The 17031-nt window shown below is 65.9% G+C and carries 17 protein-coding genes; 12 read left to right on the top strand and 5 right to left on the bottom strand.

Features of this window, described 5'->3' with window-relative positions:
- Nucleotides 1–98 precede the first annotated feature (98 nt).
- Nucleotides 99–347 (bottom strand): hypothetical protein, encoded by a 249-nt coding sequence (locus EC845_RS22010; protein WP_148077213.1) that lies wholly within the window; start codon nt 345–347, stop codon nt 99–101.
- On the opposite strand from EC845_RS22010, the gene EC845_RS01615 reads away from it, so the two are divergent.
- From EC845_RS01615 to EC845_RS01600, 4 genes are all read left to right on the top strand, one after another.
- Entirely contained in the window at nt 337–3192 is a 2856-nt protein-coding gene (locus tag EC845_RS01615; protein WP_123295478.1) for a circularly permuted type 2 ATP-grasp protein, read from the top strand. The two genes, EC845_RS22010 and EC845_RS01615, sit on opposite strands and share 11 nt — an antisense overlap.
- Before the next feature lie 77 nt (nt 3193–3269).
- Nucleotides 3270–4241 carry a transglutaminase family protein gene (locus tag EC845_RS01610; RefSeq protein WP_123295477.1) on the top strand — a complete coding sequence of 324 codons (972 nt, stop codon included), beginning with the start codon at nt 3270–3272 and terminating at the stop codon, nt 4239–4241.
- 189 nt (nt 4242–4430) lie between these two features.
- Entirely contained in the window at nt 4431–4889 is a 459-nt protein-coding gene (locus EC845_RS01605) for a RidA family protein (RefSeq protein ID WP_123295476.1), read from the top strand.
- Between the two features lie 168 nt (nt 4890–5057).
- A complete protein-coding gene (locus tag EC845_RS01600; RefSeq protein WP_123295475.1) occupies nt 5058–5417 on the top strand; it encodes a helix-turn-helix domain-containing protein in 360 nt (119 codons plus the stop codon).
- A 234-nt stretch (nt 5418–5651) separates the two neighbouring features.
- Here EC845_RS01600 and EC845_RS01595 read toward each other — a convergent pair whose 3' ends face one another.
- From EC845_RS01595 to EC845_RS01585, 3 genes are all read right to left on the bottom strand, one after another.
- On the bottom strand, nt 5652–6809 hold the full coding sequence (locus EC845_RS01595; RefSeq protein WP_123295474.1) for an ABC transporter substrate-binding protein: 1158 nt from the start codon (nt 6807–6809) through the stop codon (nt 5652–5654).
- Nucleotides 6810–6965: 156 nt separating this feature from the next.
- A complete protein-coding gene (fghA, locus tag EC845_RS01590; protein ID WP_123295473.1) occupies nt 6966–7829 on the bottom strand; it encodes an S-formylglutathione hydrolase in 864 nt (287 codons plus the stop codon).
- Nucleotides 7830–7845: 16 nt separating this feature from the next.
- Nucleotides 7846–8964, bottom strand: coding sequence for an S-(hydroxymethyl)glutathione dehydrogenase/class III alcohol dehydrogenase (locus tag EC845_RS01585; protein WP_123295472.1), 1119 nt, complete (start codon nt 8962–8964; stop codon nt 7846–7848).
- A 202-nt stretch (nt 8965–9166) separates the two neighbouring features.
- On the opposite strand from EC845_RS01585, the gene EC845_RS01580 reads away from it, so the two are divergent.
- Together EC845_RS01580 and EC845_RS01575 are read left to right on the top strand one after the other, a co-directional pair.
- Complete coding sequence (locus EC845_RS01580) at nt 9167–9436, top strand: antitoxin (protein WP_123295471.1); 270 nt, start codon at nt 9167–9169, stop codon at nt 9434–9436.
- Nucleotides 9433–9867 carry a PIN domain-containing protein gene (locus EC845_RS01575; protein WP_123295470.1) on the top strand — a complete coding sequence of 145 codons (435 nt, stop codon included), beginning with the start codon at nt 9433–9435 and terminating at the stop codon, nt 9865–9867. The genes EC845_RS01580 and EC845_RS01575 overlap by 4 nt, the downstream gene beginning before the upstream one ends.
- Nucleotides 9868–10029: 162 nt before the next feature.
- Here the strand turns inward: EC845_RS01575 and EC845_RS22440 are convergent, their stop codons facing one another.
- Nucleotides 10030–10896, bottom strand: a complete 867-nt coding sequence (locus EC845_RS22440; RefSeq protein WP_199739698.1) for a septal ring lytic transglycosylase RlpA family protein — start codon at nt 10894–10896, stop codon at nt 10030–10032.
- A gap of 284 nt (nt 10897–11180) precedes the next feature.
- On the opposite strand from EC845_RS22440, the gene EC845_RS01565 reads away from it, so the two are divergent.
- The 6 genes from EC845_RS01565 to bamC all read left to right on the top strand — a co-directional run bounded on the left by EC845_RS01565 (nt 11181) and on the right by bamC (nt 16896).
- The gene (locus EC845_RS01565) at nt 11181–12614 is read left to right on the top strand and encodes an aldehyde dehydrogenase family protein (protein ID WP_123295469.1); all 1434 of its coding nucleotides are present in this window, start codon (nt 11181–11183) and stop codon (nt 12612–12614) included.
- 54 nt (nt 12615–12668) lie between these two features.
- Nucleotides 12669–13925, top strand: coding sequence for an MFS transporter (locus EC845_RS01560; protein ID WP_199739697.1), 1257 nt, complete (start codon nt 12669–12671; stop codon nt 13923–13925).
- 41 nt (nt 13926–13966) lie between these two features.
- Nucleotides 13967–14173 carry a hypothetical protein gene (locus EC845_RS01555; protein WP_148077212.1) on the top strand — a complete coding sequence of 69 codons (207 nt, stop codon included), beginning with the start codon at nt 13967–13969 and terminating at the stop codon, nt 14171–14173.
- A gap of 20 nt (nt 14174–14193) precedes the next feature.
- The gene (locus EC845_RS01550; RefSeq protein ID WP_233597897.1) at nt 14194–14754 is read left to right on the top strand and encodes a bifunctional 2-polyprenyl-6-hydroxyphenol methylase/3-demethylubiquinol 3-O-methyltransferase UbiG; all 561 of its coding nucleotides are present in this window, start codon (nt 14194–14196) and stop codon (nt 14752–14754) included.
- A gap of 114 nt (nt 14755–14868) precedes the next feature.
- Entirely contained in the window at nt 14869–15756 is an 888-nt protein-coding gene (dapA, locus tag EC845_RS01545; RefSeq protein ID WP_123296298.1) for a 4-hydroxy-tetrahydrodipicolinate synthase, read from the top strand.
- Between the two features lie 21 nt (nt 15757–15777).
- The gene (gene bamC, locus EC845_RS01540) at nt 15778–16896 is read left to right on the top strand and encodes an outer membrane protein assembly factor BamC (protein ID WP_123295466.1); all 1119 of its coding nucleotides are present in this window, start codon (nt 15778–15780) and stop codon (nt 16894–16896) included.
- The last annotated feature ends 135 nt before the right edge of the window (nt 16897–17031 follow it).

Raw genomic sequence — 17031 nt, 5'->3', positions numbered from 1 at the left:
TTTCTTGTGTACGGAAAGACGAAAACCCGCCATTCTCTCCCAACACCCCACATTGGTTCAAGCCCAAAGCGTGCACCACCACGCACCGCACTAGGGCATCACTTGCATTGTTGCGGTTTTTTGAATTTTTCGATGCACCAATCCAGCGATTCCTGCGCAGCGGCTGCGTTAGCCATTTCCATAGCAAAATTTATCACAGAAAACAATGCCCTCCAGTCAAAATCACCAAAAACCGCGCCCTGGATCCGCAGCGTGCGGGTGGCACGGCATCTGCTTGCGATGCAGACACGTGATAATTCAAGGTTTTGCATCCGGCCCCGCCGATCGTTTCTGTCGATGAATCCCACGCCTCCAACTGTTGTTCCGAACGGACCTGGCCCCGACTTGCTGGCTGCGCCTGCTCACGAGTTGGCGGCCAGCCTCGCTCCCGCGGCTGCGCCTGGGCATTACGACGAACTGCGCGGCGCGGCAAGCTGCCCGCCCGCGCCTGCGCCGCCCTTGCCCGGCAGTGCATCGCCGCTCGCGCCGCTCAAACCCATCCTCATGCCGGTCGATGCCTTGCAGCAAGGCCACCCGGGACAAAACCAGAGTCAGGCGGCTTACAGCCATGCCGGCACCGCCGCCGGCGTCTCCCATGGCGCCGCGCATCAGGCCACCGACGTCCTGGAAAGCGTTGCCGCCTCGCCAGAGACCGAGGGTGCGGAGCCGTTGGCCGGCGACACCCTCACACGCTCCTGGCAGTCCTTTTTCGACCACATCGGCGCCGAGGGTTTCGACGAGCTCGACCACAAGACCCAGGTGCTGCAGCGGCAGATCCGCGACAACGGCATCACCTACAACGTCTACGCCGAGCAGGCCCAGGCCGGGGCCCGGCCGTGGCAGCTCGAGCTGTTCCCGCTCCTCATCACGCCCGACAGCTGGCAGCAGATCGAGGCCGGCATCGGCCAGCGGGCGCGCCTGCTCAATGCCATCGTCGCCGATGTGTACGGCCCCCAGACCCTGCTGCGCCAGGGGCTGCTGCCCGCCGCCCTGGTGCAGGGCCATCCCGATTACCTGCGTCCGCTGCATGGCGTCCGCCCGCCCGGCAACAACTGGCTGCATCTGCTGGCTTTCGATCTCGCGCGCGGCCCGGACGGGCAGTGGTGGGTGATCTCGCAGCGCACGCAGGCGCCCTCCGGCCTGGGCTACCTCATGGAAAACCGGCTCATCACCACCCGGCTTTTCCCCGGTGCCTTCCGCGACATGCGCGTGCAGCGGCTGGCGGGTACCTATCGGGCCCTGCTCGACAACATCCGCCGGCTGAGCCCGGCCGGCGACGACGCCCACATCGCGCTGCTCACGCCCGGCCCATTCAACGAAACGTATTTCGAGCAGGCCTATCTGGCGCGCTATCTGGGTCTCACCCTGGTCGAGGGCAACGACCTGACGGTCCGCGGCGACCGCCTGTTCCTCAAGACGCTGCACGGACTGAAACCCGTGCACGGCCTCATCAAGCGGGTGGACGACAACTTCGTCGACCCGCTCGAGCTCCGCGCCGACTCCACGCTGGGCGTTCCCGGACTGCTTCAGGCTGTCCGGGCCGGCCAGGTCGTCATGGCCAACATGCCGGGCACAGGCTTTCTCGAATCGTCGGCCCTGCTGGGATTCCTGCCGGCCGTGTCGCAGTCGCTGCTGGGCGAGACCCTGTCGATGCCGGCCCTGCACACCTGGTGGTGCGGAGAACGCTCCGTCCTGGACGATGCGCTTCAGCAACTGGCCACCGGCGCGATCAAGCCGACCTACCCGGCACCCGGCGGCGCCTCGTCCACCGTGCTGGGCCGCGACCTCAGCCGTGCCCAGCTCGACGAATGGGCCGGCCGCATCCTGCGCCAGGGCGAGGACTACACCATCCAGGACTACTTGCCCCTGTCGCAGATGCCCACCTGGGACAACGGCCGGCTCGTCCCCCGTTCGATGATGCTGCGGGTGTTCGCCGTGAGCGACGGCGAGGACGCCGGCGGCCAACCCACCTGGCGCGTCCTGCCGGGCGGCATGGTCAGGCTGGCGCCGCGCGGCACCGAAATCGCCTCCATGCAATACGGCGGCAGCAGCGCCGATGCGTGGGTGGTCGCGGCCGGCCGTGTCGATCAGACCACACTCATCCGCAACGAACCCGTCGGTCGCCGCCACGACAAGCACACCCGGCTGGTCACCAGCCGTGCAGCAGAAAACCTGTTCTGGCTGGGTCGTTACACCGAGCGCGCGGAAAACACGGTTCGTCTGGCCCAGTTGGTCATCCATCTGCTGAACAGCGATGAAAACCTCTCGCCGGCCCTCTGCCGCTGGATTTCCGCCATCTGCGTGCGCAGCTCGCTGGTCCTGCCCGATGTGCCGGACGTCGCGCAATCGCCACGCGTCTTCGAGCGCTCGCTCATCGCCAGCTTTGCCGAACGGCAGGATCTGGCCAGCATCGGCTACAACCTGCAGTCCCTCAAGAACGCCGGTTTTGCCGTGCGCGAGCGCCTGGCGCAAGAGTACTGGAACCTCATCGTGCGCACCGAAGCCCGTTTTGGCCAGCAGGCTCAAACCCTGGCCGACGAAGGCGAACTGGCTGCAGACCAGGCCCTGGAGCTGCTGGCGGCGACCGGCGAGGCGCTGGTTGCCATGACGGGTGCGCAGATCGACCGCATGACCCGCGACGACGGCTGGCGCCTGCTGTCGGTCGGCCGTCAGCTCGAAAGGCTGAATTTCCACGCCATGGCGCTCGACCTCGGTGCGGAAACCGGCGTACTGGAAGACGACGCGGGTTTCTCCGCCCTGCTGACGCTGTTCGACAGCATCATCACGTTCAACGACCGATACCAGCATCGCCGGGACCTCGCCCCCCTGCTCGACCTGCTGGTCCTCGACAGCGAAAACCCGCGGTCGCTCGGCTGGGTCACGGATACGCTGCGCGGGCGTGTGGAGAAACTCGCGGTCACGCCGGCCGATGCACGCCCCCTCCGCAAGAGCCCGGTCTCGCTGGCCGGCCTGCTGCCCTCGCCCAAGGATTGGCCGCTCGACCTGCTCTGCATGCGGGACGACGAAGGCCAGCTCGCCATCCTGCGTCACCACCTGCAAGGCGCGATGCAAGCCACCGCCTTGCTTTCGGACGGCATCGGCGCACGCTTCTTCACGCATTCCGACCAGTACCGCCGTAGCGTCGGCGCCTGAGCCACCGGGCACGGCGCGACCTGCGCTGCGCCTAGAATGCGGATCATCCCTCCGCGCTTCCCGTCATCTGTTGCCCCATGCTGCTGCGAGTCCTCCACGAAACCCTCTACGACTACAGCCCTGGCGTCGACACGGCCCAGCATCAGTTGCACCTGCAGCCGCTGTCGGGGGTGACCGGGCAGACCTTGCTGTCCCACCGCCTGCTCATCTCGCCGCCGCCGGACCAGCAGAGCTGCACACAGGACGTCTATGGCAACGCGCAGGCCTTCTTTGCCCTCCACACCGCCCACGATACGCTGCGTGTGAGTGCCGACAGCCTGGTCCAGACCTCCCCCCACACCGCCCAGTTGCCGCCCGGAGCCACCAGCCCCTGGGAAACCGTGCGCGACCACTACCGCTACCGCGGCATGGCGCTGACCGACGAGGCGGCCGAGTTCGTATTTCCATCCCCCTACATCCCGCGCCTGCTGCAATTGCAGGCCTATGGACGCCCCAGCTTTGCACCGGGAATGGCAATCGGCGCCGCCCTGCTCGACCTGATGTCGCGCATCCACGCCGATTTCACCTACGAGACGGCCAGCACCAACGTCAACACGCCCGTGCTCGAGGCGCTGGAGCAGCGCAAAGGCGTCTGCCAGGATTTCGCCCACATCATGATCGGTTGCTTGCGCGGCCTGGGCCTGCCCGCACGGTATGCGAGCGGTTACCTGCTCACGGCACCGCCGCCCGGCCAGGCCCGGCTGGTCGGCAGCGACGCCTCTCACGCCTGGGTGCAGGCATTCATACCCCAGATGGGCACGTCCGACGAGGCGGAGGGCCACTGGCTCGATCTCGACCCCACCAACAACCGGCGCGCCGGCGAAGATTACGTGCTGCTGGCGGTCGGCCGGGATTTTTCGGACGTCTCGCCCATGCGCGGCGTGCTGCACGGCGGCGCCAATCACCAGTTGCGTGTCCAGGTCACCGTGGCCCCGCCTGACGATGCCTTGTGGACGCGCCTCGACCCGCCCGCCGTCCCCCCGCTCGATTCGGCCGAAGGCCCTTGCTGACCGGCGGTTCGTCAGCCCTTGCTCCGCCGGCCCGCAAAGGCTCGATCCGAACGCCGACAACAGCGGTTTTGCTAACAGAGACATAGCACGCTATCATGGTTGCAACAGGCGCCGACGACGATCTGCCCCAGGTCTGACTGCTCGGTCTGCAGGCCCCTGCAGCGTGCGCCTCAACTTGCCAGGATTTCCATGAGCGTTTACGACAAGCTTGAACAACTCGGCATCGTGCTGCCGCCGGTCGCCACACCCGCCGCAGCCTACGTGCCTTACGTCATCAGCGGCCAGCAGATCTTCGTCTCCGGCCACATTGCCAAAAAACCCGACGGCAAGCCCTGGGTCGGTCAACTCGGCGCTGCCATCGATACCGCCGAGGGCCAGCAGGCCGCACGAGCCATCGCCATCGACCTGATCGGCACCCTGCATGCGGCCTGCGGAGACCTCAACCGCATCAAACGCATCGTCAAGCTGTGCAGCCTGGTGAACTCGACCGACTCGTTCACCGAACAGCATCTCGTCACCAACGGTGCCAGCGAGCTTTTCGGCCAGATCTTCGGTGAACGCGGCGCCCATGCCCGCAGTGCCTACGGCGTCGCCCAGTTGCCCTTCGGCACCTGCGTCGAGATCGATCTGGTCGCCGAACTCGACTGATGCAGCACAGCGGTCTCGTGCGATCCGCTTTGGAACTTGTTTCACACAAATTTTTACGCTATATTTTGTATAGCTCTCAGGCCAGTGGAATCTGAGAACCATGCTCCTGAAACCGAACTTTTGACGATGATTCGAGTCAGCCCAACGTCCCCTTAAGGAGATGCACCGATGAGCTACAAAGAAAATCCCGCGACTCCCAAGCTGCTCGCCTTGCTGGAATCCCGCTACGCGCTGCGTGTACTTTGGGCCTTGCGCGACGGTCATCCGCAGACCTTCCGTCTGCTGCAAGACAGCGTGGGCACCATCACGCCCAATACGCTCAATACGCGGCTCAAGGATCTGCGGGGCGCCGGCTTCATCAGCCACGACAACACCGGCTACCGGCTCACGCCCAGCGGCCAGGATCTTCTCAAGCGCCTCAACGACCTGCACGCCTTCGCCATCAAATGGGTGGCCAATCAGAATCTGCAGGCCGAAGCCAAGGCAGCCGCGGCAGCCGCAGCGCCGGCTGCCCACGAGACGCCCTGAGTCGTTCACTGTCCCTCGGCGGCCGAACGGGCTGCAGAGATCCGGACGCTGCAGACGAACGCCAAGCCTGACGCACACCGGACCCCGCTCCGAATCGACCTCATGAAAAAAGCTGCGGCACCGTCGACCGGTGCCGCAGCTTTTTTGTCGGGGCGGCTGCGCATCCGTCGCCACCTCTCTCGCGACCCGGCCGCAGGCCGGCCAGGGCCTGCAGCACCGGTGATCGAACGTCGTTTACCGGTCGCCCGCGTAGCTGAACTTGCCGTTGCGTATCGTGCCCATCACGCGCGAACGCTGGTCGAAGCCGACATGGTCCTTGGCATTCATGTTCATCACCCCGTTGGGAATCACCAGTTCACGGGTGTTCTCCAAGGCTTCGCGCAGGGCCACGCGGAAAGCGGGCGTACCCGGTTTTGCACCGGTCTTCAGCGCACGGCCGGTGGCGTCGTCGAGCAGCAGGTAGGCGCCCCAGGCGTCTCCGGCGAACTGCGTCACCGAGTCGACCTTGTATTTGTTTTCGTAGGCCGTCACGAAGTCCAGCGCCACCTTCTTCGAAGGATGGTTTGCCGGCAACTCCTTGGCCACGACGGACGGACCGGTCGGGAACAGCGTGCCTTCCACATCCTTGCCGCCGATGCGCAGGAATTCGTCGGTGGCAATGCCGTGCGTCTGGTAGATCTTGCCCTTGTAGCCGCGCTGCACCAGCACCTTCTGGGGCAGCACCGCAGGCGTGCCCGCCCCGGCGATCAGAATCGCATCCGGCCTGGAGGCCATGAGCTTGAGCACCTGCCCGGTCACGCTGGTGTCGGTACGGGCAAAACGTTCGTTGGCGACGACCTTGATCTTGCGCGCCTCGGCCAGGTTGGAGAATTCCTTCCACCAGCTGTCGCCATAGCTGTCGGCAAAGCCGATGAAACCCACCGTCTTGATGCCGTTGTCGCTCATGTGCTGGGTCAGCACGGTGGCCATGTGCGAGTCGTTCTGCGGCATCTTGAAAGCCCATTGGCGCTTGCCTTCGGGCGGCTCGACGATCACGGCCGATGCCGCCAGCGCCACCATCGGTGTCTGCGTCTCGGCGATCACATCGAGCACGGCCAGCGCCGAGGCCGTGAGGTTGGGGCCGACGATCACATCGACCTTGTCCTCGCTGGTCAGTTTCTTGAAGTTGCGCACTGCGCCGGACGGATCGGATGCGTCGTCGAGAATCACGTACTCGGCTTTTTGCCCACCCAGCGTCGCCGGCCACATCAGCACGGTGTTCTTGCTCGGGATGCCGATCGAGGCGGCCGGACCGGTGGTCGACAGGTCGATACCGACCTTGATCTGGGCGTGGGCAGCGCAGGCCATGGCCAGCGCGCTGGCCATGGCGGCGGCGCGTAGTGCAAAACGCATGGAATACCTTCTCGAGACAATGAATGGCGGAATCTACAGGCAGCATGTTAGCGCCTGCCGACGCCACCCGCGGCTTCGCCTGCGCCCAGGCCGGTGCCTCCGGGCCTGGGCCGACGCCGGGTCCAGCAGCCGCCGGCGTCCAGACCCGCTTCCGCTTCACGCGGCGGTCAATCCGCGCGCGTGGTGCAGCAGATGATCGGCCATGAAGGTGCCGATGAAGTAGTAGCCGTGGTCGTAGCCGGCATGGCGGCGCAGGGTCAGCGGCTGACCCACGCCGGCACAGGCTTGCTCGAACAGATGCGGATGCAGTTGCTCGGCCAGGAAGTTGTCGGCCAGGCCCTGGTCGATCAGGATGCCCTGCGGATAAGGCGCCTGCGCCTGCGCGGCCATCAGTTGCGTGGCGTCATGAGCCGCCCAGGCACTGCGGTCTTCGCCCAAATACCCCGTGAACGCCTTGTGGCCCCACGGACAGGCCGTGGGCGCACAGATCGGCGCAAAGGCGGATACCGTCTTGAACAAGCCGGGATGCCGCAAGGCCAGCGTCAGCGCACCGTGTCCGCCCATGGAGTGGCCGGTCAGGCCCAGGCGCGCCAGATCGATGGGCAACTCGGCGCCCAGCAATTCACGCAGTTCCTCGACGATGTAGCTCTCCATGCGCCAGTGCTTGGACCAGGGCTGCTGGGTGGCATCCAGATAAAAACCTGCGCCCACGCCGAAATCCCACGCGTCCGATTCGCCTTCCACGCCCGCTCCGCGCGGACTGGTATCGGGCATGATCAGCGCCAGACCGTGCTCGGCGGCCAGCCGCTGGGCACCGGCCTTGATCGTCGCGGTTTCTTCGGTGCAGGTCAGGCCGGCCAGAAACATCAAGGCCGGCACACGTCGCGATGGCTCGCCGAGGGCCTGCGCCGGCAGGAACACGGCAAACCGCATGGGCAACCCGATCTCTCGGGAGTCATGGCGGTAAAACCGTTGTTCGCCGCCAAAACAGGCATGGCTGCCGATGAGTTCCAGGCTCATGCTCGGGTCTCCGGAATCAGTAGACGACCACGCCGCGAATCGATTCGCCGCGCTTCATCAGATCGAAACCCTTGTTGATATCGGCCAGCGGCATGGTGTGGGTGATCAGGCTGTCGATGTCGATCTTGCCTTCCATGTACCAGTCGACGATCTTGGGCACATCGGTGCGGCCCCGTGCGCCGCCGAAAGCGGAACCCTTCCACTCACGGCCCGTCACAAGCTGGAATGGCCGGGTGCTGATTTCTGCGCCCGCTTCGGCCACGCCGATGATCACGCTCTGGCCCCAGCCCTTGTGGGTGCATTCCAGCGCCTGGCGCATGACCTTGGTGTTGCCGATGCACTCGAAGCTGTAGTCGGCACCGCCGTCGGTGAGTTGCTGGATCGCCTCGACGATGTTGCCGCCTGCCGCCTCGATGTCCTTGGGATTGAGGAAGTGGGTCATGCCGAACTGGCGGGCCATGCTTTCGCGCGAGGGGTTGATGTCGACGCCGATGATCTTGTCGGCACCCACCATCTTGGCGCCCTGGATGACGTTGAGGCCGATGCCCCCCAGGCCGAACACCACCACATTGGCACCGGCTTCGACCTTGGCGGTGAACAGCACGGCGCCCAGGCCGGTGGTCACGCCGCAGCCGATGTAGCAGACCTTGTCGAACGGCGCGTCCTTGCGGATCTTGGCCAGCGCGATCTCGGGCACCACGGTGTGGTTGGCGAAAGTCGAGGTTCCCATGTAGTGCAGGATCGGCTCGCCGTTGAGACTGAAGCGGCTGGTGGCATCGGGCATCAGGCCCTTGCCCTGCGTGCCGCGAATCAGTTGGCAGAGATTGGTCTTGCGGCTCAGGCAGAACTTGCACTGGCGGCATTCCGGCGTGTAGAGCGGAATGACATGGTCGCCCTTCTCGAGCGTCGTCACGCCCGGGCCCACGTCGACCACGACGCCCGCGCCTTCGTGTCCCAGAATGGCGGGAAACAGGCCCTCGGGATCCGCGCCCGAGAGGGTGTAGTAGTCGGTATGGCAGATGCCGGTGGCCTTGATCTCGACCAGGACCTCACCCGCGCGGGGACCGTCGAGGTCGACTGTTTCGATGGTCAGGGGGGCGCCGGCTTTCCAGGCGACTGCGGCTTGGGTCTTCATGGGTATCCTTGTTCAGATAACGACAATGCAATGAACGGCCGCGGGAGGCCGTATCCCCCGTTTGTAACGACTGACGGAGAATTTCCCAACCCCTGCGGGGATTAACCCCAGGCTACCGCCTCACACCTTTGCACAAGACCCGTTTGTTTGGTATATATCAGGATATATATCATTGATATAAGATTATCAAGAATACATTGCGATGCAGACTGCCAAGACATTCATGACCGGCCGCAGCCAGGCCGTGCGCCTGCCGGCCGAATTTCGTTTCGACACCGACGAGGTCTACATCCGACGCGATCCGGTGACGGGTGACGTGGTGCTGTCGCGCCGTCCGTGCGACTGGCGCGAGTTCTTTGCCGTGGCCGATGGCGCCGGCTACCCGGCCGGATGGATGGCGGAGTTCGGCTCCTCCACCGCGACGGAGCCGCCCTCTTCAGCCCTGGGCGCAACGGCGCCCGTCGCGCCATGACGCCCGCCTGGCTGCTGCACACGGCCACGGCGCGGGATCTGATCACCGGTGCCTCGCCGCACCTGCGGGCCCACCTGCTGGCGCTGGACGTTCCGCGGTTGGGGATTTCGGTGGTGACCCAGGCCGCGCTGCTCGAGAGCGTCGACCGGCTGGCCCAGGCACACGGCGACCGGTACACACGGGTCGCCGATGTGCTGGACGAGTTCTTTCGCTGGGTGGAGATCCTGCCCTGGGATCAGGCTGCGGCCAGCCGCTACGTGCAGTGCCGCGGCCTGGTGCGCCGTGGCGAACTGGCGCTGGGCGAACACGATCTGATGCTGGCCGCCCATGCGCTGTCGGCCGAACTGCCGTTGGTCAGCGCCGATGCCGCGTTCGACACCGTCCCCGGCCTTCGCCGGGAAGACTGGCGACAGCCCGTGTCGGGCGCTTGAGGCCACACCTCGCCGGTCCTCGAGCGCCCCGTCATCCGTGGCTCGCCCGACAGACCGATCGGCGGCGCCATCCGCACTTCATTCCGCCATTGACAATGAGCAATTGGCAATTGGCAATTGGCAGTTGGCAGTTGGCCGTTCGATCCCCGTTGAACGGGCCGCTCAATTGGCCGACGCGACCCGTTGCTGGCCCTGATCGGGCAACACTTCCATCACCACCTGGGCCGTGCCGCTGTTGACGATGCCCAGCGTGCGGGCAGCCTGGTAACTCAGGTCGAGAATACGGCGCTTGACGTGAGGACCGCGGTCGTTGACGCGCACGACGACGCTGCGCCGGGAGTCCGAGCGCGTCACTTTCACCCAGGTGCCCATGGGCAGCGTGGGATGGGCGGCAGTCAGGGCATGCCGGTCGTAAGGCTCGCCGGTGGATGTCGGCAGACCGTGCAGGCTGTTGGCATACCAACTGGCGGTTCCGCGCTCACGGGTGCCGATGCGGCCTTCGGCCAGAGCCGCCCGCAAGTCTGCGCGATGCAGCTTGTCTTGCTCGGCCTGGCTCAGTCGGGTGGTGCGGGCATTCTGCACCGCCCGACCCGGCTGCATCTGGGCCGCTTTGCTCTGGGCCTGGCTGACCAGGGACGCCGTCTTGCCCACGGTACCCGCGGCGGGTTCACCGGAGGCCGACCACCGGGATTCGGACTTGCCTTTGCCGGGAGCCGAGGCCACACCGCTCTTCTTTGCAGGGGCGGTTGCCTGGGCTGCAGTAGGCAGGGGTGGCGCTTCAGTCCGCCTTTGCACCGCCAGCGGCGAAGCCAGCCGTTCGGAGGCATTGCGAGCCGAGAGCCGGTCGAATGCAGACGGATGCCCGGACTCGTACACCTTGGTCGAGTCCTGGCTCAGCCGTGAAAGCCACTGACTGGCCGGCACGGAGCCGGCTTCGGCCGCATGGCCTGTCGTGCCCATGAGGGACAGACCCAATACACAAGCCGGGACGGCCTTGAGAGAGAACTTGAACGGCGAAAAAAAGACCATCGGACAGGCGCGACCAGCGCGCCGCCGGCTCATGGGCCATGTGCCCCGGCTGCCACGCCAGCCGCGATCATGGGTCGCGCAACGGACAGGCCGAAGCCAAAATGTTCACGTGCAGTGAACTTCGATTCTATGTTTTTCATAGCTTAAGATAAAGATTTACAGAGCCCGCGCAGCCGATTTTTCAATCATCCAGCAGCGCCCGCCAGCTTCCACCATAACGGAAGCTGCAAAATATTCCTAACGGGTGCACACTGCGGGGGCCTCAGATTGACTCGAGATTTGCCATGCAGTTCAACTTCATCGCCAATGCCCAGGTGCCTTCCCTCTCGGGACGCACGCTGCCCGTCATCGACCCGTCGGACGGTCAGCCCTATGACGAAATCCAGCGCAGCTCGCCCGCCGACCTGCACGACGCAGTGGGTGCGGCGCAGCAGTGCCTCTATGCCACCTGGCGCAGCACCAGCGCCGTCGAGCGCGGCCGCCTGCTGTACAGGCTGTCTCAGCTCGTGACCGAGCACGCGGATGAACTCGCCGCCATCGAGCAGCGAGACTGCGGCAAACCGACGCGGCAGGCTCGCGCCGACGCGCAGGCTCTGGCCCGCTACTTCGAGTTCTACGCCGGCGCGGCCGACAAGCTGCACGGCGAGACCCTACCGTATCAGCAGGGCTACAGCGTGCTGACGTGGCACGAGCCCCATGGCGTCACGGGGCATGTCATCCCGTGGAACTACCCCATGCAGATCTTCGGGCGCAGCGTGGGTGCTGCACTGGCCGCCGGCAACACCTGCGTGGTCAAGCCCAGCGAGGATGCATGCCTGTCGCTGCTGCGCGTGGCCGAACTCGCCGCGCAGGCCGGTTTCCCGGCAGGGGCCATCAACATCGTCACCGGCCTGGGCCATGAAGTGGGCGATGCACTGGCCCGCCACCCGGGCATCGACCACATCAGCTTCACCGGCAGTCCCACCGTCGGCACGCTGATCCAGCAGGCAGCGGCAGAGCGCCATTGCCCGGTCACGCTCGAACTCGGCGGCAAGAGCCCCCAGATCCTCTTCGAGGACGCCGACCTGGACCGCGCCATTCCGGCCGTGGTCAATGCCATCGTGCAGAACGCGGGCCAGACCTGTTCGGCCGGCTCGCGCCTGCTGATCGCCCAGCCCATCTACGAGGACGTGCTGGCCCGGCTCGGCAAGGTGTTCGAATCCCTGCGCGTCGGACCGGCGGCGCTGGACCTGGATCTCGGTCCGCTGATCCGCGCCAGCCAGCAGCAGCGGGTGTGGGATTTCCTGTCCGACGCCCAGGTCGCAGGCATCCCCATGGTGGCGCAGGGCCAGATCGCCGACGACGCCCCCGAATCCGGCTTCTATCAAGTGCCGACGCTGCTGCGCGATGTCCCGCCGGACCACCGCCTGGCACAGGAGGAAGTCTTCGGACCGGTGCTGGCCGCCATGCCCTTCCGGGACGACGAGCAGGCCGTCGAGCTCGCCAATGCCACCCGGTTCGGGCTGGTCGCCGGGGTATGGACCCGCGACGGCGGCCGGCAACTGCGCATGGCCCGGGCGATCCACAGCGGCCAGGTCTTCATCAACAACTACGGCGCCGGCGGCGGCGTCGAACTCCCCTTCGGCGGGGTGAAGTCGAGCGGTTACGGGCGAGAGAAGGGTTTCGAAGCCCTCTACGGCTTCACCACACTCAAGACGGTGGCCATCCGCCACGACTGAGATCCGCGGACTCGCCCAGACACCACAACGACATAACAACACGCCTTCCTCTCCATGATCAACGATTCGACCTCCTCGACCCGGCGCCTCGGCATGCTGCAGGTCCTGCTGTGCGGCGCCACCATCGTCACGATGTCCATGGGCATCCGGCACGGCTTCGGCCTGTGGCTGCAACCCATCACGCAGGAACAGGGCTGGACCCGCGAGACCTTTGCCTTCGCGCTGGCCATCCAGAACCTTTCCTGGGGTGTATTCGGCATCTTCGCCGGCATGGCGGCCGATCGTTTCGGCGGCTTCCGGGTGCTGCTGGCCGGTGCGGTGCTGTATGCCATCGGCCTTGCCGGGATGTCCCTGTCCACCAGCCCGACGATGTTCGCGCTGACCGCCGGCGTGCTCATCGGCATGGCCCAGGCCGGCACCACCTATGCCGTCATCTACGGCATCGTCGGACGGCAGATTCCGCCCGAACGCCGCTCTTGGGCGATGGGCGTCACGGCGGCCGCGGGCTCTTTCGGACAGTTCCTCATGGTTCCCGTGGAGGGACTGCTGATCGACCAGTTGGGCTGGCAAGGCGCCCTGCTGGCACTGGCCGTCGTGGTGCTCGTGATCATGCCGCTGGCCCTCGGACTGCGTGAACCGGTATCGTCGCCGGCCGGTGGAGCCGGCAGCCCGAGCGCCGGGGCCATTCCCAAACAAGGCATCGTCGAGGCCTTGCGCGAAGCCGCCGGCTACCGCAGCTTCCAGTTGCTGATGGCCGGCTACTTCGTCTGCGGTTTCCAGGTGGTGTTCATCGGCGTGCACATGCCCAGCTACCTGCGCGACCACGGCCTCTCGCCCCAGGTCGCCAGCTACGCATTGGCGCTGATCGGCCTGTTCAACGTGTTCGGCAGCTACATCGCGGGCTCGCTGGGCCAGCGCCTGGCCAAGAAGAACATCCTGGCGTTCATCTACGGCGCGCGGTCGATCGCCATCGCCGTCTTCCTGGCCGTCCCGCTCACCGACCTCTCGGTCTACATCTTCTCGGCGGTCATGGGTTTCCTCTGGTTGTCGACCGTACCGCCCACCAATGCCCTGGTTGCACAGATATTCGGCGTGCGCCACCTCTCCATGCTGGGCGGCTTCGTGTTCTTCAGCCACCAGGTCGGCAGCTTCCTGGGCGTATGGCTGGGCGGTGTGCTGTACGACCAGACCGGCAGCTACGACATCGTGTGGCTGCTGTCCATTGCGCTGGGCGTGCTGGCCGCCGGCGTCAACCTGGGCGTGCGCGAGGCCCCCATCGCACGCCCGACAGCCACCGCGGCGGCCGCCTGAGATCGCGGACAGAGCCTGCATCAACCCCGGGAACCCTTGCCATGCCTCGATTGAACACCTCGCCCTCCGCGGCGGACCCACCCCGCCTTCAGGCGGTCGCCCCTGGCCACCGCCGGTGGCTGCCGGCCACGCTGTGGCTGTTGGCCGGTCTGGTGCTGGGCGCAGTCTTCATGCTGTACACCCGGCCGGATCTGGTCCTCACGCTGGGGCAGCAGATGTGGTCGTGTTTCGGCGGGAGCGTGCGCTGATGCATGTCGGATCGACGGGTATGCCGGCTTCGCCCTGGGTGGTGCGATGGGCGGCTCTGGCACGGCCCGGCGGCGACGCCCTGGATGTCGCCTGCGGCAGTGGCCGCCACGCACGATGGCTGGCGCAGTCGGGTTTCGGCCTGCATGCGGTGGACCGCGACGCGCAGGCCATCGCCTCGCTGCAGCAGGCCCTGCCCGGCCTTCCGTCGTCCAGGCTGGTGTGCAGCGACCTGGAGCAGGCCCCCTGGCCTTTCGGGGGCCGGCGTTTCGACCTGGTCGTCGTCACCCATTACCTGTGGCGCCCCTTGCTCCCGGCGCTGGCCGACAGCCTTGCCGAAGACGGTGTCCTGATTTACGAAACTTTCACGCGCGACCACGCCGGCATCGGCAAACCCAGCCGCCCCGACTTCCTTCTGCAACCCGGCGAACTGCTGCTTCACGCCGCTCGTGCAGGCCTTCGGGTCGTGGCCTACGAAGACGGTTTCGAGGCACCGCCCGGACGCTTCATCCAGCGTATCGCCGCCGTTCGCGAAAGCAAAGCTGCGCAAAGCGGGGAACCTGCCCGTCGATATTCACTCTAGAGCTACTGGAACACCGAACGCCGCCCAAGCGTCCCCCAGTACGGCATACCCGCCAGCCGGGCGGCGGCACTGGGTAGAATGCTCGACTGGTGTTTCAACAGACGACCCGAGAACATGACACTCATCACAGGCAGCATCGTTGCTCTGACCACTCCCTTGCACGAAGACGGTAGCGTTGACTATCCGGCTTTGCGCAAGCTCATCGACTGGCACATTGCCGAAGGAACCGACTGCATCGGCGTGGTCGGTACCACGGGCGAGTCGCCCACCGTCAATGTCGAAGAACACTGCGAGATCATCCGCGTGTCGGTCGAGCAGGCTGCCAAACGCGTGCCCATCATGGCCGGCTGCGGCGCGAACTCCACCGCCGAAGCCATCGAACTGGCCAAGTACGCGCGCGGCGTGGGTGCCGACTGCCAGTTGCAGGTGGTCCCCTACTACAACAAGCCGACGCAAGAAGGCCAGTATCAGCATTTCAAGGCCATTGCCGAAGCCGTGGGCGACCTGCCCATCATGCTGTACAACGTGCCCGGCCGCACCGTCGCCGACATGCAGCACCACACCGTGCTGCGTCTGGCCCAGGTGCCGGGCATCGTCGGCGTCAAGGAAGCCACCGGCAACATCGAACGGGCCCAGTGGCTGATCAAGGAAGCACCCGAAGGCTTCGGCATCTACTCGGGCGACGACCCCACGGCCGTGGCGCTGATGCTCTGCGGCGGCCATGGCAACGTGAGCGTGACGGCCAACGTGGCACCGCGCCTGATGCATGAGCTCTGCGTGGCGGCCATCGCCGGCAATGCGCCGCAGGCCATGGCTCTGCAGCGCCAGTTGCTGCCGCTGCACCGTGCACTGTTCGTCGAACCCAACCCGATCCCGGTCAAGTGGGCCATGCACCGCATGGGCCTGGCCGGTCCCACGCTGCGCCTGCCGATGACACCGCTGTCGCCGGAATTCCACGCCACCGTCGAGTCCGCCCTGCAAGCCGGCGGCCTGATCGACTGATCTTTTTTGTTCTAGGAAAACATGCTCGCACATCCTTTTGCCCGCCTGTCGCTTCTGGCCGTGGCCTGCTCCCTGGCTGCGTGCACCAGCACAGGCCTCCAATCAGAAAAAGTCAACTACCGCAGTGCCCAGCGTGCTCCTACTCTCGAAGTTCCGCCCGATCTGAACCAGCTGACCTCGCAGACCCGTTATGCGCTGCCCGGCGATGCCGTGACGGCCAGCAGCATGGGTGTGGCCCAGCCCGGTGCAGCGGCCAAACAGGCGCCGGTTGCCGCCAACGCCGTGGGCGACGTGCGCATCGAACGCCAGGGCTCGCAGCGCTGGCTGGTGGTCAGCCTGCCGGCCGAAAAAGTCTGGCCCCAGTTGCGTGACTTCTGGCAGGAAAACGGCTTCCTGCTGGTGCAGGACGACGAGCGCCTGGGCATCATGGAAACCGACTGGGCCGAGAACCGCGCCAAGATTCCGCAGGATTTCATCCGCAACACGCTGGGCAAGGTGTTCGACGGCCTGTACTCGACCGGCGAACGCGACAAGTTCCGCACACGCATCGAGCGCTCGAGCAACGGCACGGAGATCTACATCACCCACCGCGGCATGCAGGAAGTCGCCCCCGACACCAAGACCAGCCTGAGTGCGATCGGTTCGACCATCTGGGCTCCCCGCGACGCCGACCCCGAGCTCGAAACCGAGTTCCTGCGCCGCCTGATGGTGCGCCTGGGTGTCGACGAGCAGCGTGCACAGACCGTGGCAGCGGCTTCGGCTCCGGTCACCGCGCCCGCCAAGGTGAGCACGATCAACGGCCAGCCGGCCGTCGAGCTCAACGACGACTTCGACCGCGCCTGGCGTCGTGTCGGCCTGAGCCTGGATCGCACCGGCTTCACGGTCGAAGACCGCGACCGCGCCCAAGGCGTGTACTACGTGCGTTACGTGCCGCCGACCGATGGCCCCCAGAAGCAGCCTGGCTTCTTCAGCCGCATGCTCGGCGCCACCGCGACGGGTCCGGCTCCCCAGCAGTACCGCATCGTGGTGCGCAGCCAGGGCAGCAGCAGCGTGGTCACCGTGCTCAACAGCAGCGGCGCAGCCGAAAGCTCGAACAATGCCCAGCGCATCGTTTCCATCCTGGCCGACGACCTGAAGTAATCCAGGTCCTCGCCTGCGGCCCAGGTGTGGCGCGTCCGGTCCGGTCGACCGGGTACGCCGCCCTGCCCCGCCAGGTTTTCTCCATGCAGGCAGCCTCGGGCTGCTTGTTGTCTTTTAAGTCCGCGCTTTTCGGAG

Origin of the sequence: Comamonas sp. BIGb0124 (assembly GCF_003752175.1) — a bacterium.
Classification (GTDB): Bacteria; Pseudomonadota; Gammaproteobacteria; order Burkholderiales; family Burkholderiaceae_C; genus Comamonas_F.
Note: the sequence above shows the minus strand (reverse complement) of the source record. Positions and strands in the feature narration are given on the sequence as shown.